Source organism: Desulfotomaculum sp. OF05-3 (assembly GCF_003435535.1).
Taxonomy (GTDB): Bacteria; Bacillota; Clostridia; order Lachnospirales; family Lachnospiraceae; genus Pilosibacter; species Pilosibacter fragilis.
Genome location: NZ_QWGO01000012.1, coordinates 36,623 through 62,430 on the forward strand (window position 1 = coordinate 36,623; position 25,808 = coordinate 62,430).

The window sequence follows — 25,808 nt, forward strand, 5'->3', positions numbered from 1 at the left end:
GAATTTTAGCAAATTTTTTGCATTGACAAAAATTGCAGTAGAAAAAGATTCTTACTGATATGACATAATCAAAAAGATGAATAGTGAAATGAAATATGACAGCAGAATGAAAATAAATATGACAGAAAAAACTTCAGTAGAAAAGACCTGGAAAGCATATCTGAATAAGATTGAACCGGCAGATCGAACTGCCATGGAGCTTGCGAAAAAGCGTTGGAATTCTGTGGCAAAACCCATCGGAAGTCTCGGAATTCTGGAGGAGGATATTATAAAGATCGCGGGGATCCGCGGGAACGCATCGGGAATGAAACTGGACCGGTCCGCACTGGCAGTCATGTGCGCGGATCATGGTGTCGTTGCGGAAGGGGTTTCCCAGACAGGTAAAGATGTGACGAGGATCGTTGCGGAAAACTTCACGAAAGGCGAGACATCCACCTCCAAGATGTGCCGGATCTCTGGAACTGACCTCTATCCGGTGGATATGGGAATGGATTGTGAGCCGACCGGGCAGAAAGAGCCTGACATGCACCGGATTTTGGACCGGAAAGTGGCAAGAGGATCCGGAAATATCGCGAGGGAACCGGCGATGAGCAGAACCGGGTGTCTTCAGGCACTTCTTTCCGGCATAGATCTCGCATTCCGGTTGAAAGAGATGGGATACGAAATTCTTGCCGCCGGGGAGATGGGAATCGGAAATACGACTCCTGCTGCCGCCATGAGCGCAGTGCTCACGGGGCTCTCACCTGAAGAGGCGACCGGCCGGGGCGCCGGACTCTCTGACGCGGGACTTGAGAAGAAAAAAAAGGCAGTGGAGATGGCAGTTTCCCGTTTCTATGAGAAATATCCGGAATACCGGAATGGAACAAAAGAACAATATGAGAGCGGAGAGCTGTCCGCTGTGACGGTGCTTGCAGAGCTTGGCGGTTTCGATCTCGCTGGAATGACGGGGCTATTCCTCGGCGGAGCGGCGGCAAAGATCCCGGTTTTGATGGATGGATTCCTCTCCACCGTCTCTGGCCTTCTGGCGGTTCTCATCAGGAAAGAGGCGAAGGACTATATGCTCGCGTCCCATATCTCCACAGAACCTGCCGGGGCGGCGATCCTTCAGATGCTGGATCTTCCGGCACCTCTTCACATGGGAATGCATCTCGGCGAGGGAAGCGGGGCGGTTGCCATGATCCCGCTTCTCAGGATGGGGGCAAAGGTATATGAGGAGATGAGCACATTTTCTGATATCTCTGTGGAACAGTACGTGGACTATCAGGAGAAAGGAGAGCAGCCATGAGGGCGGCAATTATCGCTTTTTCCATGTATTCCAGAATACCGATGCCGATGTTCGAGTGGAAAGAGGAGGACATGAAGTACGCTATGTGTTTCTTCCCGGCCATCGGCATGGTGATCGGGGCAGTATTTTACGGGATGTTCCTGCTGCTCTCATGGCTTCTTCCGGGAAGCTTTCTGGCAGCGGGAATCCTTCTCGCAGTTCCGATCTTTATCACAGGCGGAATCCACATGGATGGTTTTATGGACACGTGTGATGCAAGGGCATCCTACGGAGACAGGGAGAAGAAACTCGCGATCTTGAAGGACACCCACACGGGAGCGTTCGCGGTGATCTTCGGCGCGCTGTATCTGATCCTTTATGCGGCGGCATGTCTGGAGCTTGACCGGGAGACGGCGATGCTTGTTTCGATCGGTTTTGTGATCTCAAGATCCTTAAGCGGACTCTCCACGGTGACATTCCCGGAGGCGAGAAAACATGGGATGCTGGCAGATTTTATGAAGGACGCGAAAAAGAAGACGGTGGCGGTCTGGATGGTCATCCTGTTCCTTGCGGCAGCAGTTCTGGAACTTTTTCTGGGCGGCAGAATTGGGGGAATCATTCTATCAGCATCGATCCTGATCTTTTTCTACTACCGGCATATGGCAGTGAAGGAGTTCGGTGGGGTCACGGGAGATCTGGCGGGATTTTTCCTGCAGATCTGTGAGCTTGGGATCCTCCTTGCGACCGTGATCGGGAAGGCGGTGATCGGATGAAACTTTTCATGATCCGGCATGGGGCAACGGCCGGGAATCTGGAAAAACGGTATGTGGGCCGGACTGATGAGGGACTGACGGAACAGGCAGTGTCGGATCTGAAGGAAGAAGCACTGAAGCTTCGGGAGATTTCAGGAAACATGGCAGCGATCATCACAAGCCCGATGAAGCGGTGTCTTGAGACGGCAGAAATTCTGTTCCCGGAGAAGCTATATGAACATGTTCCGAGAATCCAGAAAGCCGGACTCTCCGAGTGTGATTTTGGAACCTTTGAGTATAAGAATTATCTGGAACTTTCCGGGGATGCGGAGTATCAGCATTTTATCGACACGCTGGGGAGAGAGGGATTTCCCGGCGGGGAGACCACGGAGGCATTTAAAGCCCGGACAGTGGAGGCATTTCAGGAAGTATGGAAGGAAATTTCTTCTCAGACTGAACAGGGGGCTGACCGGACACTCGTTTTTGTCGTTCATGGAGGAACGATCATGGCAGTCATGGAGGCGTTTTCGGAGGAAAAGAAAAGTTACTATGACTGGCAGGTTGGGAACGGGGAAGGCGTTTTGGGAAAAATGGATGCGTCAGATGGACAGATCCGCAACGCGCGGATCATTAAAGCTAAATGATCGATAACGAAACGTGTAAAGGAAAAGATGAAGGGAGAACAAAAACATGATACTTTTATTATCTGTATGCAGCATCGGATTTCTGATCTACGGAGCGCTGGTTGTAAGCGGCATCTACACGCCGATCAGCTCAAAGATCCTTGTGGAGGACGAAGAACGGGCAAAATGGTGCCACACAGAGGGCGTCACAAAGATGCTCTGGGGGCTGGATCTGGCATTCTTTGTCATGTACCGATGCAGCGTATTTCCGGCAGTTTTATGGCTGGCGGCATTTCTTGTACTGACGGTGGTTATTATCATCATGGCATATAAGAATAACGGAAAATATTTGAAATAGAGTCCGTAAAGGATTCCTGAATTTTTTGTCCGCGGGGAAAAGGACGACAGGCTCACATGCGTATGGAAACATAGTTTCGTTTATGCATCTGAAAACAGGAAAATTACGGCAGATAAGGAAGAATTTACATGATAGACAGAATGGAACTTCTGGCGGTGATCGTACTTGGTTTTCTGCTGGATCAGGTCCTCGGCGATCCGCACTGGCTGTATCACCCAGTGCGGCTGATCGGGACATATATCAGTTTTCTGGAAAAAGGAATACGGAAGATCTTCGGAGACGGGGAACGGGCGCTGCTTGCGGGCGGCGTCGTCCTTGTCCTTTTTGTGACGGGAACGACGGCGGTCGTATCCGGCGGCATTCTTTATGCCTGTGGGCGGATCTCCCCAGGGCTTAAATTTCTGGTCTCGGTGATCCTCTGCTATCAGCTATTTGCGGTGAGATCCTTAAAAGATGAGAGCATGAAGGTCTACCGGGAATTGAAAAAAGATGATCTACCGGCAGCCCGGTACGCGGTCTCCATGATCGTGGGCCGTGATACGGAACGTCTCGACATGACGGGAGTCACGAAAGCGGCGGTGGAAACTGTAGCGGAAAATACTTCGGACGGTGTCGCAGCCCCGCTTTTTTATATGACTCTCGGCGGCCCGGTCCTCGGCTGGATATATAAGGCAGTTAACACCATGGATTCCATGGTGGGATACAAGAACGACAAGTATCTTTATCTTGGAAGGGCGGCGGCAAAGCTTGACGATCTCCTGAACTTCATACCTGCGAGACTCTGCGCCTGGGTCATGATTTTCGCCTCCTATCTGCCATCAAAAGATCATGAATTTGACGGTTCCCATGCGAAGGAGATCTTTTTAAGGGACCGTTTCAACCACGCGAGCCCAAATTCCGCCCAGACGGAATCGGTCTGCGCCGGATCACTCAGGATCCGCCTTGCGGGAGATGCCTGGTATTTCGGAAAACTTGTGAAGAAGAAATACATTGGGGATGATCTGCGGCCGGTAGAGATCGAGGATATTCCGCGGGCGAATAAGCTTCTTTACCGGACATCATGGATCCTTATGGGACTCTGTGCGGTGGTGGAAACGGTTCTCAATTTATTGTAAAGATGGTTTAGGGCATAAAAACAGGATATGGCAGCAGTCGTAATGCAGAGTATATGCGATTATAAATTGTGTTAAAACGGCTGCAGCACTACGGAGGAATCAAATTGGCAAAAGTAATCATGATCCAGGGAACGATGTCGAATGCTGGGAAAAGCTTTCTCGCGGCGGGGCTCTGCCGGATCTTTAAACAGGATGGGCTCAGGACCGCCCCGTTCAAATCCCAGAATATGGCATTAAATTCCTACATCACAAAGGACGGTCTTGAGATGGGCCGTGCTCAGGTCATGCAGGCGGAGGCGGCTGGAATCGAACCGGAGGCGGCGATGAATCCGATCCTCCTAAAGCCCACCTCCAACATGGGCTCCCAGCTCATCGTAAACGGAGAAGTCAGGGGAAATTATCCGGCGGCGGAATATTTTAAGATGAAAAAGAGCCTGATCCCGGACATCATGGACGCTTACAACACTCTGGCATGCAGGTACGACGTGATCGTCGTGGAAGGGGCCGGAAGTCCTGCTGAGATCAATCTCCGGGAAAATGATATCGTGAACATGGGACTGGCAGAGATGCTCGACGCACCGGTCCTTCTTGCAGGAGATATCGACCGGGGTGGTGTTTTCGCCCAGCTCTACGGGACAGCGGCCCTGCTCACAGAAGCGGAGCAAAAGCGGATCCGCGCCTTCGTGATCAATAAGTTCCGCGGGGATAAAGAGATCTTAAAACCGGGTCTTTCCATGCTCTATGAGCGGATCCGGATCCCGTTTGCGGGTGTGATCCCGTACATGGATGTGGACGTGGACGATGAGGACAGCCTCTCGGAGCGCCTGACAGAAAAACATGGAACCGGACCTCTTCTTGACCGCTCCGGCCATGCGGCTTTTGCGAAGATCTCCGTGATCCGGCTTCCGAGGATCTCGAATTTCACGGACTTTAATGCACTGGAGCGACTGCCGGGGATCGCGCTTTCTTATGTGAGCCGTCCGGAGGAACTGACCGGATCGGATCTCATCATCCTCCCTGGGACAAAGAACACCATGGGAGATCTCAAGTGGCTCCGCCAGAACGGGCTGGAAGCTGTAATCACGCGGATGGCGGGAAAAGGGATCCCGGTCATCGGCGTCTGCGGCGGGTTCCAGATGCTGGGAACGAGTCTTTCCGATCCGCATGGTGTGGAAGAAGGCGGAACGATGCGCGGCATGGAGCTCCTGCCGATCCGCACGATCTTTGCGGAGAAGAAGACGAGGACGAGAGTGAATGGAACGGCTGCCGGGTTTTCAAACGATGGAGTACCGGTAAAGATCAACGGATATGAGATTCATATGGGAGAGACGATCCGGGACGGCGGACAGCCGTTTTCGTGGATCCAGTACGAAAATGGGGAAAATATCGCAGCGATGGCGATGGATTCCGATGCGCGTTCAGGATATAAAACGGATTCGAATCCGAATGGAGCTCCGGACGGTGGGAAAGAAGACGGCTGTATCAGCGGAAACGTATTCGGAACCTATGTCCACGGAGTATTCGACACAGAAGAGATGCAGCATGAGATCCGCGATTTCCTCGCAGAGAGAAAAGGTGTTCGTCCGGAGACATATGAAAACGGGGAAACATTCTCGATGGCAAAGTATAAAGAAGAGCAGTATGACAAGATGGCTAAGATTATCCGGGAAAATCTGGATATGGATATGATCTACCGGATCCTGGAACGAAAGGATGTGAGATAATGAGTGGACTTGACTGGACCGAAGAATTAAAAAAGCGGACGGGGATCGATTTCCTGACAACCCGCCCGATGGAGATCGAAAAAAAGAGTTTTGAGATCATAAAAGGAGAGCTGGGCGAGGAATTTGTTTCCCGGTATCCGGCTGATGCACTCCCGGTTCTCTGCCGGGTGATCCACACGACGGCGGATTTTTCCTACAGGGACACTCTGACGATCACCAACGGAGCTATCGAAAAGGCAAAGGAAGCGATCCGACGCGGACTTCCGATCATCACGGACACCACGATGGCTGCATCCGGGATCAATAAAACGGCGGCAGGAAAATTTGGGATCGAGGTGCACTGTTTTATCGGAGATGAGGATGTAAAAGAGGCGGCGAAGGAGAGCGGCATGACAAGATCTGCGGTCAGCGCGGAAAAGGCCGCAAGACTTTATCCGGAATGCATCTACGCGGTGGGCAACGCACCGACAGCCCTGATGCGCCTTTATGAGCTGATCGAAGAGAAAAAGATCCGCCCGGCGCTCATTATCGGAGTCCCGGTGGGATTTGTAAATGTGGTGGAAGCAAAAGAGTTGATCTTAAGGACAGATGTTCCGGCCATCGTCGCAAGAGGACGGAAAGGCGGCAGTAATATCGCGGCGGCGATCTGCAATGCGTTATTATATGAAGCTGGTGGAAGATAAAAGAATATACGATGGAATACGGATATAGAAAAATGCCTCAGAGCTTTGCACATTCGGTGCTGCTCTGGGGCATTTTCTATTTGTACGATAAAATTATACTTCCTGCACCGTGATCCCCGGTACAGCCATCAGGGAGTAGTTCGTGTGATACACAACGAAACCGGGAGCAGCGCCGGGAACTTTTTTCAGATTCTTTCTCTGGATATAATCGACTTCCACCTTCTCGTTCCCCCGTCCCTTGGAGTAATAGGCAGCCAGCGCTCCGGCTTCCTCAAAGACGCGGTCAGGCAGCTCCTTTCCCTCGGTCTTTACGATCACATGGGAGCCGGGGATTCCCTTCGCGTGAAACCACCAGTCGCCGCCGTTGGCAAACTTGAAGTCGAGTTCTTCATTCTGGTAGTTGTTTTTTCCGACATAGATATGGAATCCGTCGCTGGAAAGGTAGTGGAACGGGCGGCTTGTGATCTTTACCTTTTTTCCTCCGGTATAATGGCGTTTGATATAGCCGTATTCCGTAAGCTCTTCCTTGATCTGTACCAGATCCTCTTCCAGCCTTGCGATATCCATGGAGGTACTGATGGATTCCAGATGGTCGATCTCCGCCTTTGTCTGCGCGAGCTGTTCCGTGACGGCCTCGTAGGTCCGTTTTTGTTTATTGTACTTATCGAAATACCGCTTTGCGTTCTCCTGGGCTGTCATCGTCGGATCCAGAGGGATCGTAATTTCTGTATTGTCGTAATAATTTAAACATTTGAAACTTTTTTCACCGCCGGAGAGACCATATCCGTAGGTATTCAATAGTTCTCCGTAGATCCGGTATTTTTCCCGTTTTTCGGTATCTTTGAGCTGCTTTGTCTGAAGATCCAGCTTTCTCACACTGCGCTCCAGTGCATTGGAGATGATCTTTCTAAGATCCGTGGACTTCTGGTGGATCCGTGATACCGTATTCTTTTCCGCGTAGTACCGCTCGAGGAGCTCACTGATGGAATCAAACTTCACAGTCCTGTAATTTCCGCCTTCCATCATCGTCAGCGGGACAGCGGCAAATTCGATGGGTTTTTCTCCCTCGTAGATAATATTCGGGGTGAAATTGCCCTCACGGATATCGTCCATGATCCAGTTGAACGCGTGGAAGAGGTGTGTGAGTTCCGCGTCGGAAAATTCTTTTGCGGAGATATCCCCGTCTAAGGATGCCAGATGGCAGATCTCAGCGGCAACCACGGGACTTAAGCCGGTAAGATCCATGTAGAGCGCTTTGGAAAGATTCTGCGGTGTGCTGTGCAGAAGCTCTTTAAATTCCGTTTCCGTGATCGTAAGCGGATTCTTCTTCTCACCGGAGTGGGGAATAAAATAATCTCTTCCCGGGAGGACTTCCCGGACAGAGCTTACCTGAGCCGAGATATGTTTGATGCTGTCTAAGATCACGTTATTCTCATCGCAGAAGATGATATTGCTGTGTTTTCCCATGAGCTCGATCACGATGAACTTTCTTCTGAGGTCGCCCATCTCATCCAGATGCTCCACCTCGATCCGGACGATCCGCTCCAGCCCTGGCTGGGTGACAGAGATAATCCTGCCATTTGCGATATGCTTTCTTAAGAGCATACAGAAGTTCGGGGCCGTCATCGGGCTCGGTTTATTGTTTGCCGTAAAATAGAGAAGCGGGAGACTGGCGTTGGCTGAGACGAGCAGCCGCACGTTCTCCCGGTTTCCTTTTATCGTAAAAAGTAATTCGTCCTTTTCCGGCTGGGCGATCTTTGAGATCCTGCCGGAGACGATCTTATCGTTCAGATCGCGGACCAGATTCGCGATCACAATTCCGTCAAATGCCATTGTTGTGGTGGTTCCTTTCTGACAACAGCTCCGTCTGAAATGTCAAAAACCGTGACGATGGAATCTGCTGTCTCTATATAGATTTTGTGTAACTGTTCAGTAGGTCTGCGCACTTGCTGCGCTGACCGTAAGAAAACATAGGCTGGAGGGCAAAAATCCCATCAGCGAAGCTGATCTGGAATGGATTTTTGCGTGTAACTATGAAGGTACTGAATAGTTACGATTTTGTACAAAATATGGAATGCCGGACAAGGAAGGAGATAAGGCCTTAACCGATTTCCGGTGGAACATTATCCGGCAAAGTTTTCCTTAAAAATCTTCTCGATCGCGGATGTCAGTTCCGCCACGGAATGTGTCCGGCTTCTGGAACACTCCCTCGCAGGGCGTCCGCAGAGCAGACAGGTCCGTCCCGGTTTTCCGATATCGCTTCGGGAGATCTTTTTCCCATCCCGTCCGATGATGTCGATATCGTAAAGACGTCCAAGCTTTGACGCGTCCTCCAACGGCACTAGCAGACGCTTTACATCAAGGGCATCCGCGTCCACGCATAAGAAGGCCTCCGGACCTGTTCGATCCAGGATCAGACTGCGCTTTAAGACCGGGATACCGGAAGCGGATAACGCCTGAAGGATCTCCTTCAACGCAAGCTCAAAGGTCTCCGGCACATAGGGCAGGACCTTCACAGGACCCGGAATATTCAGGGTGAAGGAGACGAGAACTCCAGAATATTCCGCGAGAAGTTTCTCCTGTACCCAGACACGCCGCTCTCTGGCATTCAGCATATCCGGCAGTTCTGCCTCCGCACCGATAAACTGTTTTAATTCTTCTTTTTCTGTATCACTCAATAAAAAATGTTCCATATAAACCTCAAATTCTGAAAATACGGAGACTCCGTGCAGGGTCCGTTAAGTGTTTTTTGCCGGATTGCGGAGCGCATGCAGGACCTCGAGAAATCCCTTCATATATTTTGTCAGATACATGTCCTTCCGGTAGCAGGCATAGAAGTGCCGCGGATTCTCTACACCGAGGATCGGATAGGAAAAGTAAGGGGATTCCGCGGAGTTGGAGGTATCCACATAGGCGTCGGGACATGCCATAACAACGGGACTCGACGCTACTACATGTTTTCCGATCTCAATGCTGATCGTCTCAAGATCGATCTTCGGCTTCATATCTCTTGTGATGAAGAGAGCGTCCTGAATCGACCGGACGGAGTGTCCGGGGCGGCTGGAGACAAAGGTCTCATCCTTTGCCTCTAAAATATCGATAGGCGTTCCGGGCCGGATCCGTTTTGCGAGTGCGCAGTCTCTGTTCACGATGAGAACGAGCTCTTCCTCCTGGATCAGGTCATAATATAGATCCGCATGCTTCGGAAACGTGGTCAGGAGTGCGATTCCGACCTCCCCCTCCAGAACACTTTTTTCCATCGTCGCGGACCCCTGCTCGTGAAGCTCGATCTCCACATGGGGGAATCGTTTTTTAAAACGCGGATATAATTCCGGTAAAAGCTCCATGCCGCGCTGAACAGAGATACCAAGACGGATCTTTCCGAATTCCTCATTGCTGAGTTCTTCCACCTGCTTTACAAGATTTGTGGAGATCGTTGTGACCTGTCTTGCTGCTTCCACATAGAGCTGTCCCGCGGGCGTCAGGGTGATCGGATCGGTAGAACGGTTAAAGATCGGAGCGCCGAGATTGCTTTCCGCCGTCTTTATGATCTGGCTCAAAGAGGGCTGGGAGACATAGAGCTTCTTTGCCGCATTCGTAAAGCTGCCTTCTTTTAAGACGGTCAGTACGTACTGCATATGTTTTTCATTCATGTGGGGCACTCCTTTCCAGAACCGGAACGATACGGGATCGTTTGCGTCCCTATATTTTAACATATCTTCCTTAAAAATTCAACGCACGGAAAAAGACACGTATCTCCCCATAAGAATTCTCCTATATTCCCCATAGACGGATATGTATTGGATTAAAAAAAATACAAGTGATATAGTAAAGCCATTGAAAGTTATAGAACTAAGGCAGGAAACAAAAGTGATTTTGTGTATCCTGCATAAAAAGAAAAACGGAAGGTCCGGCAGCGGGATATACATAGGAATGACAACAGCGGACCATGCGGCCGCCTGAAAAATGGCTGCCGACCGTGAATGATCACAGGAGGGGATTAAATGGAAATCAAGAAGACAGCCATGGCCGGCACACTGGAATCCAGTGATGCCCAGGTCACTGTTGAACCGGGCGATGGAACGATCGAGCTCACTATCGAGAGCAGCGTGATCCATCAGTACGGCAGACAGATCAGAAAAGTCACATTAGAGACGCTGGACCGTCTCGGTGTTGACAACGCGAAGGTCACGATCTTCGATAAGGGAGCTCTCGACTGTACCTTAAAGGCGAGAGTTGAGTGTGCGGTTTACCGTTCCAACGGAATCACCGAAAATCTTCCGTGGGGAGGTGTCATCAAATAATGCATCCGAATAAAAAACGCTTAAGAAGATCCATGATGTTTTTAAACTGCCAGAAACCGGGCCTCATCAAGGATCCGTATATCTATAAACCGGACTCCATCATGTTGGACCTTGAGGACGCAGTTGCCGAGAACCAGAAGGACGCAGCGAGATATTCCTTATATCATGCACTTCAGGAGATCGATTACCGCGGTGTTGAGAGAGTCGTAAGAATCAATGGTCTTGATACCCCGCACTGGAAAGAGGATATCCGTGTCTGTGTTGCCGGAGGTGCTGATACGATCCGTATCGCAAAGACCGAGACAGCACAGGATGTTAAGACTGTTGAGGAACATGTCCTTGCGGCAGAGAAAGAGTTTGGACGCCCGGAGGGAAGCACGCTCTTAATGGCAGCCTTAGAGTCCTGCAAAGGTGTTTTAAATGCCTTGGAGGTATGTCAGTCTTCTGACAGACTTATCGGAATCGCTTTATCCGGCGGAGATTACACAAAGGACCTCCAGACAACGATCACAGGAACCGGAGTGGAGCTCATGGGAGCGAGACAGCACATGATCATGGCGGCGAGAGCGGCAGGTGTCCAGTGCTGGGATACAGTGTTCACAAACCTTGACGACATGGAAGGTTTCGAGAATGAGACAAGAATGATCAAGATGATGGGCTTCGACGGAAAGTCTCTCGTAAACCCGAGACAGATCGCCATCGTCCATAAAGTCTTCACACCGTCGGAAAAAGAGATCATCTTTGCGGAGAAGGTTGTCCGCGAGATCGATGACAAGAAGGCAAAGGGAATCGGAGTCTTCACCGTTGACGGAAAGATGATCGACATCGCATTCTACGACGGAGCAAAGAGAACACTCGCCATGGCGAAAGCAGCAGGCGTTTATAAGGGGGATTTATAAGATGATCAATGCAGTTGGAAGAGAAATTCCCGAAGAGGTCTTAAAAGCAACAGGCAAGGAGCCGTTTAAGGGCGTCTATGCCTACGATAATTACGAATATACAAAGGCGGCTCCGACCGTCCGTACATTAAACGATCCGACAAGAAGCAAGCTTGTCGAGAACATCCATGATGCCCTTGTAAAATGCGGCATTAAGGACGGCATGGTCCTTTCCTTCCATCATCATTTCCGCGAGGGTGACTATGTGGTAAACATGGTCATGGAAGAGGTCCATAAGATGGGCATCAAGGACATCACGATCTGTGCAAGCTCCTTAGGAAAAGCTCACGATCCGATCGTTCCGTACATCGAGGATGGCACCATCACCGGCATCCAGTCCTCCGGTGTCCGCGGAAAGATCGGTGAGGCGATCTCCACAGGACGGTTAAAAAACCTTGCGATCATGCGCTCCCACGGCGGACGTGTCCGCGCCATCGAGTCTGGCGAAGTCCATATCGATATCGCCTTCATCGGCGCTCCAACATGTGATGAGTACGGAAACATGCGCGCAAACGGCGGAAAGAGCGACTGCGGCGTATTATCCTACGCGATGGTCGATGCCCAGTATGCAGATAAGGTTGTTGCCGTGACAGACTGTCTCGTTCCGTTCCCGAACATTCCGGCAAGCATCTCCATGGTAGATGTGGATTACGTTTGTGTCGTAGATGAGATTGGAAATCCGGCAAAGATCGCGACAGGTGCTGCAAAACCGACAACGGATGTCAGAAAGATCATGATGGCGGATTACTGCACAAAGTTTGTTATCAACACCCCATATTTTAAGGAAGGTTTCTCCTACCAGACAGGTGTCGGCGGAGCTTCCATCGCCTCCACGATCTCCCTCGGAAAGATCATGGAAGAGAGAGGCATCCATATGGGACTTGGCCTCGGCGGAATCACAACTCCGATGTGTGAGCTGTTGGCGAAAGGCCTCGTAAACAAGCTCGTTGATACCCAGGATTTCGATCAGGGTGCCATCGAGTCCATCAAGACAAATCCGAACCACTTCGAGATCTCTGCGTCCGAGTACGCGAACCCGTTCAACAAGGGCGCTTATGTCAATAAGCTGGATTTCGTGATCCTTGCGTCTCTTGAGGTTGACGTAAACTTTAACTGTAACGTCGTTGTCGGTTCCGATGGCATGATCACAGGTGCCCAGGGCGGACATCCGGATACGGCAGCGGGAGCGAAGTGTACGATCGTCATTGCTCCGCTGCTTCAGGGAAGAATCCCGGCAATCTGTACAAATGTTACGACCGTTACAACACCGGGCGAGTCTGTTGACGTGGTAATCACAGATTATGGTATTGCCATCAACCCGAGAAGACAGGATCTCATCGAGTGCATGAAGGATGTTGATCTTCCGTTCTGTACGATCGAGGAGCTTCGTGACAAGGCATATGCCATGGTCGGAACACCGGATCCGGTACAGTTTGATGACCGCATTGTCGGTGTCATCGAGGCCCGTGACGGCACCATCATTGATGTAGTCAGAAAGATTAAGGATTATGAGTTTACAACTGATGTAGAGTGACTCAGAGAGCGATCTGTCAGCTTGCTCTGACTGGAAAGCGCGGGGGAACACTTTGCAGCCTGTGGAACATCGGCCGGAAGCTTCAGATTCCGGCCGGACAAATAATAAAGTATAGGGGATCACACATATGTCAGAATTAACAGTAGGTATTTTAGGGTTTGTCTGTATCATTGCGATCGTTATAACCCTTTTTAAGAGCAAGACCATGCCAAGTATGGCATTCATCATTTTCCCATCGATCCTTGGTCTCATTCTTGTCCTTGGTGGATATTACACCATCGGTGAGATCGGAGACCTGATCAAAGGTGGATTTAAGAGCACCGGCCCGACCGCAGCCCTGTTTGTGTTCTCTGTCCTGTTCTTCGGAATCATGACAGATGCCGGTATGTTTGATGTAATCATCGACAAGCTTATGAAGTGCGTCGGTGACAATGTGATCGGTGTGACCGTCATGACAGCAGTCATTGCCCTGATCGGTCATCTTGACGGTGGCGGAGCATCCACATTCCTGATCGTTGTTCCGTCCATGCTTCCGGTCTACAAAAAGATGCACATGAGACCGACAACACTCCTTCGCGTAGCCGTTCTTGCAATGGGTGTATTAAACCTGATGCCATGGGCCGGTCCGACCATGCGTGCAGCATCCGTACTCGGTATGGAGGCAGGACAGCTCTGGAGCGGTCTGATCCCGATCCAGATCTTTGGAATCCTTCTCTGTCTGGCGCATGCGGTGTTTGCCGGTGTTCAGGAGAAAAAGAGAGGCGCCGGTCTGAACGGAAAGCTTGCAATGGAAGCAGCTTCTGAGGACGCTACAGAAGAAGTACAGCATCAGAAGGACGAGAATGAGTATGCGAGACCGAAGCTTTTCGCTTTCAATATCTGCCTGACTATCGCAGTTATCGCTATGCTTGTATGGGATCAGTTCCCAAGCTATTTCCCGTTCATGCTCGGTGTGGCGGCAGCGCTTCTTGTAAATTATACACCGATCAAGCTTCAGAAGAAGATGATCAACCGCCATGCGGGTCCGGCGCTTATGATGTGTTCCACTCTGATGGGCGCTGCAGTCCTTATGGGTGTCCTTGTATATGGCTTTAACGCAAGCGGTGCCGCTGCGATCGCAAAGCCGGGCGTAGAGATGATAAAGACCTCCGTTGTATCTAACATGGCCAGCATCATTTCCATGATCCTCCCAGCAGCACTTGGACAGCACTTACCGCTTGTGATTGGTATCCTTTCCGTTCCGCTTGCACTTTGCTTTGATACCGATTCCTATTTCTATGGAATGCTTCCGGTCATGATCGCAATCGGTGCTTCCTTCGGAGTTGAGGCATTCCCGATCGCCGTTGCAATGGTTGTTTGCCGTAACTGCGCAACCTTCATCAGCCCGATGGTACCGGCAACTCTGCTTGGTATCGGACTTGCCGATGTGGACATCAAGGATCACATCAAGTCCAGCTTCGGTTATGTATGGATCTTCTCGATCCTTTGCATGCTGTTTGCAGTACTGATCGGAATCCTTCCGTTATAAACGACAATTTTCAAACACCCCGGAGCTTCGATCGGATCTCCGGGGTGTTTTCCTGTTCATAAGGTCCCCGTTCATAAATCTTTTGATTTACAGAATCTGGTTGACTGTATTTTTTATTTGCCGTATAATAAAAGTTATCTATGGGAAAGCGAGGCATGTCTGATGATTAAGAGCATGACCGGATTCGGCCGCCACGAGATGGTGACGGACGAGTGTAAGATTTCAGTAGAGATAAAGGCGGTAAACCACCGGTATCTGGATCTGGGAATTAAGATGCCGAAGAAATTCAATTACTTCGAGGCATCCATGCGTACCCTCTTAAAGGATCATATCCAGAGGGGAAAGGTAGATATATTTGTAACCTACGAGGATTATACCGATGCGAAGGTATTCCTCAAATATAACAGATCCCTTGCGCAGGAATATATGGACAGCTTTAAAAAGATGTCCGATGATTTCGGCATCGACAACGACGTAAAAGTGTCTATGCTGGCAAGGTGTCCGGAGGTCCTCACGATGGAGGAGGTTCCGGAGGACGAAGAGCATATGTGGGAACTCTTAAAGGATGCTTTACTTAAGGCCTGCGAGGGCTTTGTGGAGTCCAGGATCCGCGAGGGAGAGAATTTAAAGAACGACCTGATCGGAAAGCTTGACCATATGCTGGAATTAGTTGATTTTATCGAGGAGCGTTCCCCAAAGGTGATCGTGGAGTACCGCCAGAAGTTAGAGGACAAGGTGAAAGAACTTCTCGCTTCCGCCTCTGTGGACGATTCCAGGATCGCGACGGAGGTTACGATCTTTGCCGATAAGATCTGTGTGGATGAGGAGACCGTCCGTTTGAGAAGCCACATCGAGGGAATGAAGAAGGAACTTTTGGCCGGCGGCAGTGTCGGAAGAAAGCTCGATTTTATCGCCCAGGAGATGAACCGGGAGGCAAATACGATCCTCTCGAAATCTACGGATCTTGAGATCTCTGACCGCGCGATCCTCTTAAAGACTGAGGTCGAAAAGGTAAGAGAGCAGATCCAGAATATTGAATGATCAGGGGGCATTTGTAATGCAGACAAAAGGAGTCCTTGTTGTAGTTTCCGGGTTCTCAGGAGCCGGAAAAGGAACCGTGATGAAGGCGCTTTTAGAAAAATATGATAACTACGCGCTTTCTGTATCGGCCACAACAAGAAGCCCGAGACCGGGTGAGGAAAACGGAAGAGAGTATTTCTTCCTCACAGAATCCCAGTTTGAGGATATGATCAGAAACGATGAGCTGATCGAGCACGCGCGCTATGTGGACCATTATTATGGAACACCCAGAAAATATGTGGAAGATAAGATGGCTGCGGGAAAAGACGTGATCCTTGAGATCGAGATTCAGGGAGCGTTGAATATCAAGAAGAAGTTCCCGGACGCCCTTCTCGTATTTATTGTTCCTCCGACCGCAAAAGACTTAAAAAAACGTCTGATCGGACGCGGAACGGAAAGTGCGGAAGTAATCGAGAAACGTCTCCGCCGTGCCGCGGAGGAGTCCGATGGAATGGATTCCTACGACTATATCGTTGTCAACGACGATGTGGACACCTGTGTGGAAGACCTTCACAGCCTGATCCGTTCCAGCCACTTTAAAGAGTCTGCGAACACAGACCTCGTGGCGAGAATGAAGCAGGAGCTGCACGATATGACAAAATAAAGAATGTATCCGAAAAATACCATGTGTAAAACCGGATACTTCAGATATTTAAGAACTTTTTAATTTCATGATCTGAAAGGGGCATATTTTATGTTACATCCGTCTTATACAGACTTAATTGAAGCCGTAAACAGCGACGTTGAGCCGGGCGAGCAGCCGGTAGTCCAGAGCCGTTATTCCATCGTTATCGCAGCATCCAAGCGTGCGAGACAGCTCATCGCAGGTGACGAGCCGTTAGTTGCAGGCGCTGCAGGAAAGAAACCGCTCTCCACCGCTGTTCAGGAGCTCTATGAGCAGAAGGTAAAGATCCTCACAGAGGATGAGGAGCCGGAGATCGAGACAGATTTCGAAGTAAAAGACAGAACTCCGGAAGAGATCAAAAAAGAAGAAGAGTACGCTGAGGAATAAACAGGTTCCCGGTTGTGGTCCGGCTTTCAGTCCGGCCATGGCCGGAAATATGAAAGAAAAGGAGGAAAACGGCTGAATCGGGCTTAAGTTTCCTCTTTTTTTCGCTGGCAGTCCGGAGTTTATGAGCCGGTCGGTTCTGGCGGCAGTTACGCACAGAAAGGAAATACGAACAGAATGAATTTACTTTTCATATCACTGGGCTGTGATAAAAACCTTGTGGATACGGAAAAAATGCTGGGAATTCTCGGAAAAGAGGGATATTCCTTTGTCGATGACGAGAATGAGGCAGATATTGTTGTTGTAAACACCTGCTGCTTTATCGGAGATGCAAAAGAGGAGAGCATCAACACGATCCTTCAGATGGCGGAATTAAAGAAAAACGGTCGTTTAAAGGCACTGATCGTCACAGGCTGTCTCGCGCAGCGCTACAAGCAGGAGATCATCGATGAGATCCCGGAGGTAGACGCGATACTCGGAACGACATCCTATGAGGCTGTAGGAGCAGCGATCAGGGAGGTTATGGATGGCGAGACACCGGAAATCTTTGAAAGCATCGATGCACCGGTGAGCACGGCTACGGAGCGCCTTATCACAACAGGTGGGCACTATGCGTTCTTAAAGATCGCGGAGGGCTGTGACAAACGCTGCACCTACTGTATTATCCCGTATCTTCGCGGAAAATATCGCAGTGTTCCGATGGAACAGCTTGTAAGAGAGGCGGAAGAACTCGCGGAGAAAGGTGTGAAAGAGCTGATCCTTGTTGCGCAGGAGACCACCCTTTACGGAAAAGACCTTTACGGTGAGAAGAAACTTCCGGAGCTTTTAAGACGTCTGGCAGCTGTGTCCGGTATCCAGTGGATCCGCCTCCAGTACTGCTACCCGGAGGAGATCACCGATGAGCTGATCGAGACGATCAAAACTGAAGAAAAAGTCTGTAACTATCTGGACATCCCGATCCAGCACGCAAGCGATGCCGTGTTAAAACGGATGGGAAGAAGAACCAACAATAAAGAGATCCGCGGGCTGATTGCGAAACTCAGAAAAGAGATTCCGGACATCGCGCTCCGCACCACTCTGATCTCCGGATTTCCGGGTGAGACGGAGGAAGACCACGAGATCCTGATGCAGTTTGTCGATGATATGGAATTTGACCGTCTCGGCGTATTCGCATATTCCCCGGAGGAAGATACCCCGGCATTCAGCTTTGAAAATCAGGTTCCGGAGGAGGTAAAGCAGGAACGCCGCGATGAGATCATGGAACTCCAGCAGGAAATTGCTTTTGAGAAGTCCGAGGCGATGAAGGGACGTACTCTGGAAGTGATGATCGAGGGCAAGGTTGCTGATGAAAATGCCTACGTTGGACGTACCTATATGGACAGTCCGAATGTAGACGGGCTTATCTTTGTAAACACCGGACTTTCCCTGATGTCCGGAGATTTCCTTAAGGTACGCGTCACAGGCGCGTCCGAATACGATCTGATAGGGGAGGCAGAGGATGAATTTACCGAATAAACTGACAATATTACGAGTGATCATGATCCCGTTTTTCGTAGCCGCGCTTCTTTATGACGGCGGCGCAAACCAGAACATGCGTTATGTGGCGGCGGCGCTCTTTATCATCGCGAGCCTGACCGATATGCTGGACGGAAAGATCGCGAGAAAGTATAATCTGGTAACAAATTTTGGAAAATTTATGGATCCGTTGGCGGATAAACTGCTTGTCTGCTCCGCACTGATCTGTATGATCGAGCTTCGTGAGCTTCCGGCCTGGATGGTCATCATCATTATCAGCCGTGAGTTCATTATCAGCGGCTTCCGTCTGGTGGCATCCGACAACGGTGTTGTCATCGCAGCGAGCTACTGGGGAAAATTTAAGACCACATTCCAGATGATCGGGGTGGTTCTTCTGATCTTTAATATTCCGGCGTTGTCAACTTTGACGACGATCATTGTCTGGATCGCTCTTGCATTGACAGTAATTTCACTTGTTGACTACATTGTGAAGAACGCCGGCGTTCTTACGGAAGGAAAAATGTGATGATTCGAACAGAACAGGGTTATGCCCAGATATTTAAAATTTACGGAAAAAGCGAGACGGAAGTAAAGGAAAAGCTTCAGGACCTCTTAAAGTGCGGCGGCGCTGTCGTGATCTACACGAGACGCCGCGGAAAAGATGTCCATGTTCTCGCGGAGACACAGGCGGAGGATGAGGAGTCCGCCAAGGCGGCGTTAAAACCTGTTGCCAAGGAGATCAAAAAGGCACTGGGCGACATGTATTATTCCACGAAAGAGAATGAGACGATGGAAGAGACCGTTGTGCGCCTCCTCACAAAGTACGGACTCACGGTGACAACGGCGGAGTCCTGCACCGGCGGCATGGTGGCTGCAAAGATCATCAACGTGCCGGGTGCGTCTGACGTATTTGATCAGGGTTATATCACATATTCGAACAAATCAAAGAGAAAGATCCTCGATGTCAGCAAGGCAACTTTAAAAAAATACGGGGCAGTCAGTGAGCAGACTGCAAGGGAGATGGCACTCGGCGGTGTTCTCGCGGCTGATGCGGATGCCTGTGTTGCTGTAGCGGGGCTTGCTGGTCCGGACGGTGGAACAGAGGAGAAGCCGGTGGGACTCGTATACGTTTCCTGCTGCATGAAGGACGAAGTGATTGTGGAGGAATGCCACTTCAACGGTACAAGACAGGAGATCCGGGAACATGCCGCGGTCACTGCGCTGGACCTTTTGAGAAGAATGATCATCAGATCCAGACAGTAGACCGGGTCCAGGCGGGACCTGGCCATAAATATTAAGGGATGAGCAGGTGAATCATGCGCTGGTATGAAAAACTGTATGTCGGGGAAAAAGCGAAAAAGCACAGATACGAAATGATCCAGGCGGTCCGAAATGGAAGACCAATGGGCTTTTATGTCCTGACTCCGGCGGCTGGGGAGCGGAACCTTTTAGATATCTATCCGGCGCTGACCTTAAAGCTCCCCTACTATGAAAAGCAGGATCTTCTGATCGTAGGGATCGCTGCGGATTTTGAGGATGCGTCGATGCTTGCGGGGCGGATCATCTGTGAGGTCTACAAAAAGACCGGCGGGTATGATGTGAACTCCTTTCTTTTCGGAAAGGGGTGCTGCGAGTGATCCATATTTTGCTGATGATCATAAAGGTCATCGGAGTCATCCTGTTAGTGATCCTTGGACTGATCCTCGCTGCGGTATTGCTGATCCTGTTCGTTCCGGTGCGGTACCGGGCGGATGTCTCCATCGAAGGAAAACCGGACGGTGAGGCGGCGGTGAGCTGGCTTCTACATCTCGTGCGGATCCGGGTGAGTTATCACGAACACGCGGATGTATCCGGGCGGGTGCTGTGGTTTAAGCTGTTTAATGTGAGATTGTGGCCGCCGGAGGATGGGGAGGCGGAAGGACTGGATTTTGAGCCGGAAAGCGCAAAAACCGAGGCGACTGCCCAGAAGCCGGTTCTCACTGAAACAGTGAACCAGGAAGATGTGCCGGAACCTGTTGTGGTGGCTAAGCCGGAACCAGAACGGATTGCTGAAGCGAATGTACCAACGGTTCGGACAGATTCCAAAGATGATGAGGAGCTTACTGTACATGCGACGGAGCTTTCCTCGAAATTTGATGAGCCGCAGAAAAATGAAACGGAAGACTTTTCGAGTGATGAAAACACGGATAAGATCCGTTTCAGCGTAAAAATAAAAGAAAAGCTGTCTGGGATTATTAAAAAGCTTTGCACATTCTTTGACAAACTTCGGGGGCTGCCTGGAAAGTTCCAGAAGCTGGTTGATGGAATATCAAAAAAGAAAATCTCCCTGGAAAAGACGTGGGATAGCATTTCGATGTTCTGGCATGACGAGCAGAACCAGAAAGCGTTCCGTCTTGTCTGGAAGCGCACGAAAAAGCTTGTCCGCTATATACTGCCTAGAAAACTTTGGGGCCGGATCCATTTCGGATTTGACGATCCATATGATACCGGTCAGGTCCTCGCAGCAGTCAGCCCATTCTACGGCATGTACGCCAGAACACTGACCCTGGAACCGGATTTCACCGGAACGGCCCTCGACGGAGAACTCCATTTTAAAGGCCGGATCGCATTATGGTGTCCGCTTTGGACAGCGGCAAGACTATTTATCAGTAAGGATTTCAGGCGCCTTCTCAAATTCTTTAGGAAAAGAGAGCGCAATACAAAGAACATTTAGGAGGAATCGGTATGGCAGAAAATCAGTTTCCATCTACCGTGGACGCACTGTTTAAGGGGATGGATCATTTCATTACATCGAAAACCGTTGTGGGCGAGCCTGTGAAGGTGGATGAGAACACGACGATCATCCCGCTCGTGGACGTAACCTGCGGCATGGCTGCCGGTTCCTTTGCACAGTCAGCAAAGACAAATGGCGGCGGCGGTATGAGCGCGAAGATGAGCCCCAGTGCCATCCTCGTGATCCAGAACGGCATGACAAAGCTCGTGAATATCAAACATCAGGATGCCGTCACCAAAGTCCTCGATATGGTTCCGGATATCGTAAACCGCTTCACTGGTGGAAATGATGTAACTCCGGAGGCGGCGGCAAAAGCGGAGAAGATGGCAGCTGAGATGGAGAAAGAGAAATGAACACAATTCCTCGGAGCGATCCGGGGAATTGTTGTATCTGAACGCCATTTATGATAAAATGGTTTTAACGATTTCGGGGTATGAGAGGAGGGAATAAGCGTGACACATTTAAATATCCCGGTAGGAATTTCTGATTTTGCTGAGATCCGGCAGAACGGATATTATTATGTCGATAAGACAGGCCTTATTGCCGAGGTATTAAAAGCTCAGGCAGTAAAAGTGACACTGATTACCCGTCCAAGGAGATTCGGAAAGACATTGGGGATGAGTACTCTGGAAAATTTCTTTAGTATCCGAAAAGACAGTGCGGTATTGTTTCAGGGACTGGGGATCATGAATGCTTCGGCGCTCTGTCAGAAATGGATGAATCAGTGTCCGACGATCTTCCTTTCGTTTAAAGATGTGGATGGCCTGACTTTCGATAGTGCCTACGGAATGTTGGAAGCAACGATTGCTGAATTATTTCGAAAATATACAGACCTTCTGGACAGCGAAAATGTAAATGATTATGACAAAGAAGCTTTTCGCCGTATCTTAAAAGGCGAAGCCGGTACGACCGGAATCAAGAAAAGTCTCTCTCTTCTCATGCGAATGCTGAGTGATCATTATGGAAAACAAGTGGTGCTGTTGCTGGATGAGTATGATGTTCCTGTGGCCAAGGCGAGCAATCACCATTATTATCAGGAAATGTTAGAAGTAGTGAAAGCAATGATGAGCACTGCATTAAAAGACAACAATGCCCTTCAATTTGCAATCATTACCGGCTGCCTGAAGATCGCGAAAGAGAGTATTTTCACCGGAACAAATAATTTCGTGTCAGATACGATCACTTCTTCCAGGCTGAATGAATACTTTGGATTTACGCAAGATGATGTAGACAGGATTTTACGGGATGCGGATGCCAAAGATCATGCAGAGGCGATGAAATACTGGTATGACGGATATCATTTTGGCGATTTTGATGTATATTGTCCGTGGGATGTGATGAATTACCTGTTTGATCTTTCGAACGATCCGAAGGCAAGACCTGCGAGTTACTGGAAGAATACGAGCGATAACGCAATCATCCGCTCCTTTATCGATTATTCGGGGAGCAGTATTACCGGAAAACTGGAAACATTGTTAGCGGGAGGAACGATCTCACAGAAGGTTGAAGAAAACCTCACATACGATCTTCTGCACTCCTCAGAAGAAAATTTGTGGAGCATTCTTTATCTGACCGGCTATCTGACAGGGGTTCGCGGAGAAGATCAGACTACAAAACTTATGATTCCGAACGCGGAGATCCGGGAGATCTTCGAGTCGACTGTCGTAAAGTGGTTTCAGGACAAAGCGAAAGGAACTGACCGAAGAACTCTGTTCCATGCAGTATGGAATGGTGACAGTGAACTTTTGACGCGTGAGATGAGCACGCTGCTCAGAATGACCATCAGCTATCATGATTATAAAGAAGATTTTTATCATGCATTCCTTGCCGGAATCTTCGCCGGTGCGGGGTATATGGTGGAATCCAACCGAGAACACGGTGAGGGACGGAGTGATGTGATCGTATGCGATTCGGAAAACGGACGGCTCGCTGTCTTTGAGGTTAAGTGTTCTGCCGCACTTGAGAAAATGGAAGAAAGCTGTGAAACGGCATTGCGCCAGATCGATGAACGCATGTATGCAAAAGAGTTTGAAGACAGCTATGATCAGGTTCTCTGCTATGGAATTTCTTTCTATAAGAAACGCTGTCTGGTAAAGAAAATTCACTCGTGAACTCGTGTAATTCATGATTACTGGAAAGATACAGAACTGTTGCGAATCATTATCTAAAAGACCGCATAATCTGTCATAGACATTCCTTTTTGGGAGAATGGGTATGAAGCGATTATGCGGTCTTATGCTGTTCTGCGTAGGTTTCGGTATGACCTGTGCGTTAGTGCTGCCGACGACATTTTTCCTTGTACTCACGGCGGCGGCGCTGATGATCGTGGGGTATAATCTGTTTTGTGGGTAAAAATATTAAGCCCGTTAGTATTAGATTCTTATTTTTGTCGACATAAAAACCAAACAAAATATTGTCCCTTGTTGAATGCACTGCACCTTATATATTAAATAAATAGCAAGAAGCACAGGAGATGGATTTATGCTATTCTTAGTATTATGCACCTTTTCAGAAGATGAGCAGGTTTGGATCGAACAATTATTTAATGAAAATCACACCCTTTTATATAAAGTTTCTTATCAGTTGCTTCAATCAGAAACAGACGCGGAAGACGCTGTTGCACAGGCATTTTTAAATATAATGGAACATTTTGAAAAAATCAGCCAGTTACCACGCCGCGACCAGATTCCCTATAGTGTTATTATTGCAAAGAATGCATCCTATGATATTCTTCGTAAGAAGAAAAAGATGATTCCGGTGGAAGAGTTTTATGAAACAAGGACGGATTCTGGAGTAGAAGAAGCTTTCTTTGAAAAATTCAAGAAGGAGCAGTTGGCGGTGGCATTAGAACATTTAGAAGAAAATGATCGAACACTTCTTATGTTTCGATTTGGTCGTAACATGTCATTAAAAGATATCGCAGTGCTGATGGGAATCTCGGAAGAGACAGCTAAAAAGAGGAGCCAGCGGGCAATAAAAAAACTGAAGAAAAAACTGGAAGAAATTGAGAGGTAAAAAGTGACAAGTATTTTAAGAGAAGTTTGTCGAGAAAGATTGAATCAAGAGTGGGCACAAGCTGATAGGAGTCTAGATAATTACAAAAATGTGATGTCAAAAGAAAGTAAATTGATTGACGAAGGGGAAATTAGAAAAAACATTTTGGATAAGGCAGCAAATAAAATTCTTGCACTCCCATTCCCGGAACAGGCTGTATTTCATCTTTATTATGCTTTTCACTTAGATGACTCGCAGATTAATGAAATTCTCATGATTCCGTATGCTCATGGAATGCGGATTAGTATGTTGAATTACCTTCAAAAATGGACAAGTACTCCAGAAATATTTGCATGTCCAGAAAGCATTTCTCAGATATGCACAATATCACTGACAAAGCTAATGGCTGAGATAAATACAACAGAGGATATCCAACATGTGTATTCTAGACGTTTCAGAAAACAATTACGGAAAATCCATATTACACAACAACCGACAGATCATTTATTTCGTGGAATTTTGCGGGCTGCAGCTGTTTTTCTTGCAATTTCTCTCGGATTTTCAACAGCAATGGTCACAAATGCGGAATTTCGTGGAAAAATTTTGGAATGGATCGTGGAGACATATCCGAAGTATTCTAAAATCGGGTTGGAAGGTATACAAAATAAGCATGTCATAGAGGAAGGGAATAATTTAGGTTCTTTCCAGATTAACTATATTCCAGATGGATATCAATTGGTATATCAGAGCAATCTCCCATTAATGAAAAAATTCAGATATAAAAATTCAGAAAATACCAGTATTACAATACAATTTTCACCTGGGAATGGGTCAAATAATTATAATACGGAGAATTCAGAAATAAAGTCATGTATGATCGGAGAGAAAAATGTATTATATTGGGAAAAAGATGGAGTCCGAATGTGTGTGATTAAGGAAGGGGAATGGCTGATAAGCGTTGTCACAGAACTTCCATTTAATGAAGTATTCAAAATTGTGGAAAATATAAATTATTGTAATTGACATGTCCCTAAAGTCTCATTTGACCGTTATATAGATGAAAAAGATAAAGGAGGTAAAGCAAAAATCAGTTTTTCTAAATCTAATTAAGAAGGTGATACATGCTTTTTTTATTAATAATCACACCCATTGTCCATTTCTTGTTTGCAAAAACAAAGTTCACAATAACGAGAATTATAATTGTATTGCTTCAAGAAATTATACAGACGATGATATGGAAACGGATATATGCAAATCGTACTCAATGGTTTTCGTATTTTCTAATATTATTTGGTACAATAATTCCATATATGCTATATTTAGATAAGGATATTCCTAGTGGTTGTATGGCAACTATAATATTAATAGCGCTTTTTTTATGGATAGAACTTCTACAATATCAAAGAAAACTTCTGTTTTTCACTTTTGGTGTATCGATAGCATGTTTATTATTATATTATAAAGGATTTCCAACGAAAATGTGTGAAATATTTCCGTTATTAGTATACTGCATAGAAATATTTCCGTTAATGCTCCAAGCAAAAAAAGAAAAGTAAGGGAATGCCTGACAATAACTCGGATATGAGTGCAGAAACAAGAGTATATCATATATCC

Annotated in this window: 27 protein-coding genes; 24 read left to right on the plus strand and 3 right to left on the minus strand. The window is 48.3% G+C overall.

What is annotated here, in order from left to right; translation table 11 throughout:
- The first annotated feature begins 118 nt into the window (after positions 1–118).
- The 7 genes from cobT (at position 119) to DXA87_RS08305 (ending at position 6,519) form a co-directional block, all read left to right on the plus strand.
- Positions 119–1,285 carry a nicotinate-nucleotide--dimethylbenzimidazole phosphoribosyltransferase gene (gene cobT, locus DXA87_RS08275; protein ID WP_117503944.1) on the plus strand — a complete coding sequence of 389 codons (1,167 nt, stop codon included), beginning with the start codon at positions 119–121 and terminating at the stop codon, positions 1,283–1,285.
- Positions 1,282–2,037 carry an adenosylcobinamide-GDP ribazoletransferase gene (gene cobS, locus DXA87_RS08280; RefSeq protein ID WP_117503853.1) on the plus strand — a complete coding sequence of 252 codons (756 nt, stop codon included), beginning with the start codon at positions 1,282–1,284 and terminating at the stop codon, positions 2,035–2,037. Before cobT ends, cobS begins: the two co-directional genes overlap by 4 nt.
- On the plus strand, positions 2,034–2,660 hold the full coding sequence (locus tag DXA87_RS08285; protein ID WP_117503855.1) for a histidine phosphatase family protein: 627 nt from the start codon (positions 2,034–2,036) through the stop codon (positions 2,658–2,660). Before cobS ends, DXA87_RS08285 begins: the two co-directional genes overlap by 4 nt.
- Positions 2,661–2,706: 46 nt before the next feature.
- Complete coding sequence (locus DXA87_RS08290) at positions 2,707–2,997, plus strand: hypothetical protein (RefSeq protein ID WP_021904962.1); 291 nt, start codon at positions 2,707–2,709, stop codon at positions 2,995–2,997.
- Between the two features lie 128 nt (positions 2,998–3,125).
- Positions 3,126–4,112 carry an adenosylcobinamide-phosphate synthase CbiB gene (gene cbiB, locus DXA87_RS08295; protein ID WP_117503857.1) on the plus strand — a complete coding sequence of 329 codons (987 nt, stop codon included), beginning with the start codon at positions 3,126–3,128 and terminating at the stop codon, positions 4,110–4,112.
- Between the two features lie 104 nt (positions 4,113–4,216).
- Entirely contained in the window at positions 4,217–5,836 is a 1,620-nt protein-coding gene (locus tag DXA87_RS08300) for a cobyric acid synthase (protein WP_117503859.1), read from the plus strand.
- Positions 5,836–6,519 carry a precorrin-8X methylmutase gene (locus DXA87_RS08305; RefSeq protein ID WP_242998026.1) on the plus strand — a complete coding sequence of 228 codons (684 nt, stop codon included), beginning with the start codon at positions 5,836–5,838 and terminating at the stop codon, positions 6,517–6,519. The genes DXA87_RS08300 and DXA87_RS08305 overlap by 1 nt, the downstream gene beginning before the upstream one ends.
- 93 nt (positions 6,520–6,612) lie before the next feature.
- Here DXA87_RS08305 and DXA87_RS08310 read toward each other — a convergent pair whose 3' ends face one another.
- The 3 genes from DXA87_RS08310 to DXA87_RS08320 form a co-directional block, all read right to left on the minus strand.
- Positions 6,613–8,352, minus strand: coding sequence for an NFACT RNA binding domain-containing protein (locus DXA87_RS08310; RefSeq protein WP_117503861.1), 1,740 nt, complete (start codon positions 8,350–8,352; stop codon positions 6,613–6,615).
- A 290-nt stretch (positions 8,353–8,642) separates the two neighbouring features.
- Complete coding sequence (citX, locus tag DXA87_RS08315) at positions 8,643–9,212, minus strand: citrate lyase holo-[acyl-carrier protein] synthase (protein WP_117503863.1); 570 nt, start codon at positions 9,210–9,212, stop codon at positions 8,643–8,645.
- Between the two features lie 45 nt (positions 9,213–9,257).
- Entirely contained in the window at positions 9,258–10,172 is a 915-nt protein-coding gene (locus DXA87_RS08320; RefSeq protein WP_117503865.1) for a LysR family transcriptional regulator, read from the minus strand.
- A 351-nt stretch (positions 10,173–10,523) separates the two neighbouring features.
- Between DXA87_RS08320 and citD the strand changes: the two genes are divergently transcribed.
- From citD to DXA87_RS08400, 17 genes are all read left to right on the plus strand, one after another.
- A complete protein-coding gene (gene citD, locus DXA87_RS08325; protein ID WP_015554593.1) occupies positions 10,524–10,823 on the plus strand; it encodes a citrate lyase acyl carrier protein in 300 nt (99 codons plus the stop codon).
- Entirely contained in the window at positions 10,823–11,722 is a 900-nt protein-coding gene (locus tag DXA87_RS08330; RefSeq protein ID WP_021904969.1) for an aldolase/citrate lyase family protein, read from the plus strand. The genes citD and DXA87_RS08330 overlap by 1 nt, the downstream gene beginning before the upstream one ends.
- 1 nt (position 11,723) lies before the next feature.
- The gene (gene citF, locus DXA87_RS08335; protein ID WP_117469651.1) at positions 11,724–13,295 is read left to right on the plus strand and encodes a citrate lyase subunit alpha; all 1,572 of its coding nucleotides are present in this window, start codon (positions 11,724–11,726) and stop codon (positions 13,293–13,295) included.
- 127 nt (positions 13,296–13,422) lie between these two features.
- The gene (locus DXA87_RS08340; protein WP_117469650.1) at positions 13,423–14,823 is read left to right on the plus strand and encodes a citrate:proton symporter; all 1,401 of its coding nucleotides are present in this window, start codon (positions 13,423–13,425) and stop codon (positions 14,821–14,823) included.
- 162 nt (positions 14,824–14,985) lie between these two features.
- Entirely contained in the window at positions 14,986–15,864 is an 879-nt protein-coding gene (locus DXA87_RS08345) for a YicC/YloC family endoribonuclease (protein WP_117469649.1), read from the plus strand.
- Positions 15,865–15,880: 16 nt separating this feature from the next.
- On the plus strand, positions 15,881–16,507 hold the full coding sequence (gene gmk, locus DXA87_RS08350) for a guanylate kinase (protein ID WP_117469648.1): 627 nt from the start codon (positions 15,881–15,883) through the stop codon (positions 16,505–16,507).
- 90 nt (positions 16,508–16,597) lie between these two features.
- The gene (rpoZ, locus tag DXA87_RS08355) at positions 16,598–16,915 is read left to right on the plus strand and encodes a DNA-directed RNA polymerase subunit omega (RefSeq protein ID WP_015554588.1); all 318 of its coding nucleotides are present in this window, start codon (positions 16,598–16,600) and stop codon (positions 16,913–16,915) included.
- A 174-nt stretch (positions 16,916–17,089) separates the two neighbouring features.
- Positions 17,090–18,427, plus strand: a complete 1,338-nt coding sequence (rimO, locus tag DXA87_RS08360; RefSeq protein WP_021904974.1) for a 30S ribosomal protein S12 methylthiotransferase RimO — start codon at positions 17,090–17,092, stop codon at positions 18,425–18,427.
- The gene (gene pgsA / locus DXA87_RS08365; protein ID WP_015554586.1) at positions 18,411–18,953 is read left to right on the plus strand and encodes a CDP-diacylglycerol--glycerol-3-phosphate 3-phosphatidyltransferase; all 543 of its coding nucleotides are present in this window, start codon (positions 18,411–18,413) and stop codon (positions 18,951–18,953) included. The genes rimO and pgsA overlap by 17 nt, the downstream gene beginning before the upstream one ends.
- Positions 18,953–19,690, plus strand: a complete 738-nt coding sequence (locus tag DXA87_RS08370) for a nicotinamide-nucleotide amidohydrolase family protein (protein WP_117503867.1) — start codon at positions 18,953–18,955, stop codon at positions 19,688–19,690. The genes pgsA and DXA87_RS08370 overlap by 1 nt, the downstream gene beginning before the upstream one ends.
- 53 nt (positions 19,691–19,743) lie before the next feature.
- Positions 19,744–20,064, plus strand: a complete 321-nt coding sequence (locus DXA87_RS08375) for a hypothetical protein (protein WP_117503869.1) — start codon at positions 19,744–19,746, stop codon at positions 20,062–20,064.
- The gene (locus tag DXA87_RS08380) at positions 20,061–21,140 is read left to right on the plus strand and encodes a DUF2953 domain-containing protein (RefSeq protein ID WP_117503871.1); all 1,080 of its coding nucleotides are present in this window, start codon (positions 20,061–20,063) and stop codon (positions 21,138–21,140) included. The genes DXA87_RS08375 and DXA87_RS08380 overlap by 4 nt, the downstream gene beginning before the upstream one ends.
- An 11-nt stretch (positions 21,141–21,151) precedes the next feature.
- Positions 21,152–21,553: a GerW family sporulation protein gene (locus DXA87_RS08385; RefSeq protein WP_117469644.1), complete on the plus strand. Its 402-nt coding sequence runs from the start codon at positions 21,152–21,154 to the stop codon at positions 21,551–21,553.
- A gap of 99 nt (positions 21,554–21,652) precedes the next feature.
- Complete coding sequence (locus tag DXA87_RS08390) at positions 21,653–23,311, plus strand: AAA family ATPase (RefSeq protein WP_117503873.1); 1,659 nt, start codon at positions 21,653–21,655, stop codon at positions 23,309–23,311.
- A gap of 103 nt (positions 23,312–23,414) precedes the next feature.
- Complete coding sequence (locus tag DXA87_RS18135; RefSeq protein WP_199537916.1) at positions 23,415–23,552, plus strand: hypothetical protein; 138 nt, start codon at positions 23,415–23,417, stop codon at positions 23,550–23,552.
- Between the two features lie 129 nt (positions 23,553–23,681).
- Entirely contained in the window at positions 23,682–24,215 is a 534-nt protein-coding gene (locus DXA87_RS08395; RefSeq protein WP_117469642.1) for a sigma-70 family RNA polymerase sigma factor, read from the plus strand.
- 3 nt (positions 24,216–24,218) lie between these two features.
- The gene (locus DXA87_RS08400) at positions 24,219–25,217 is read left to right on the plus strand and encodes a DUF4367 domain-containing protein (RefSeq protein ID WP_147326521.1); all 999 of its coding nucleotides are present in this window, start codon (positions 24,219–24,221) and stop codon (positions 25,215–25,217) included.
- Positions 25,218–25,808 lie beyond the last annotated feature (591 nt).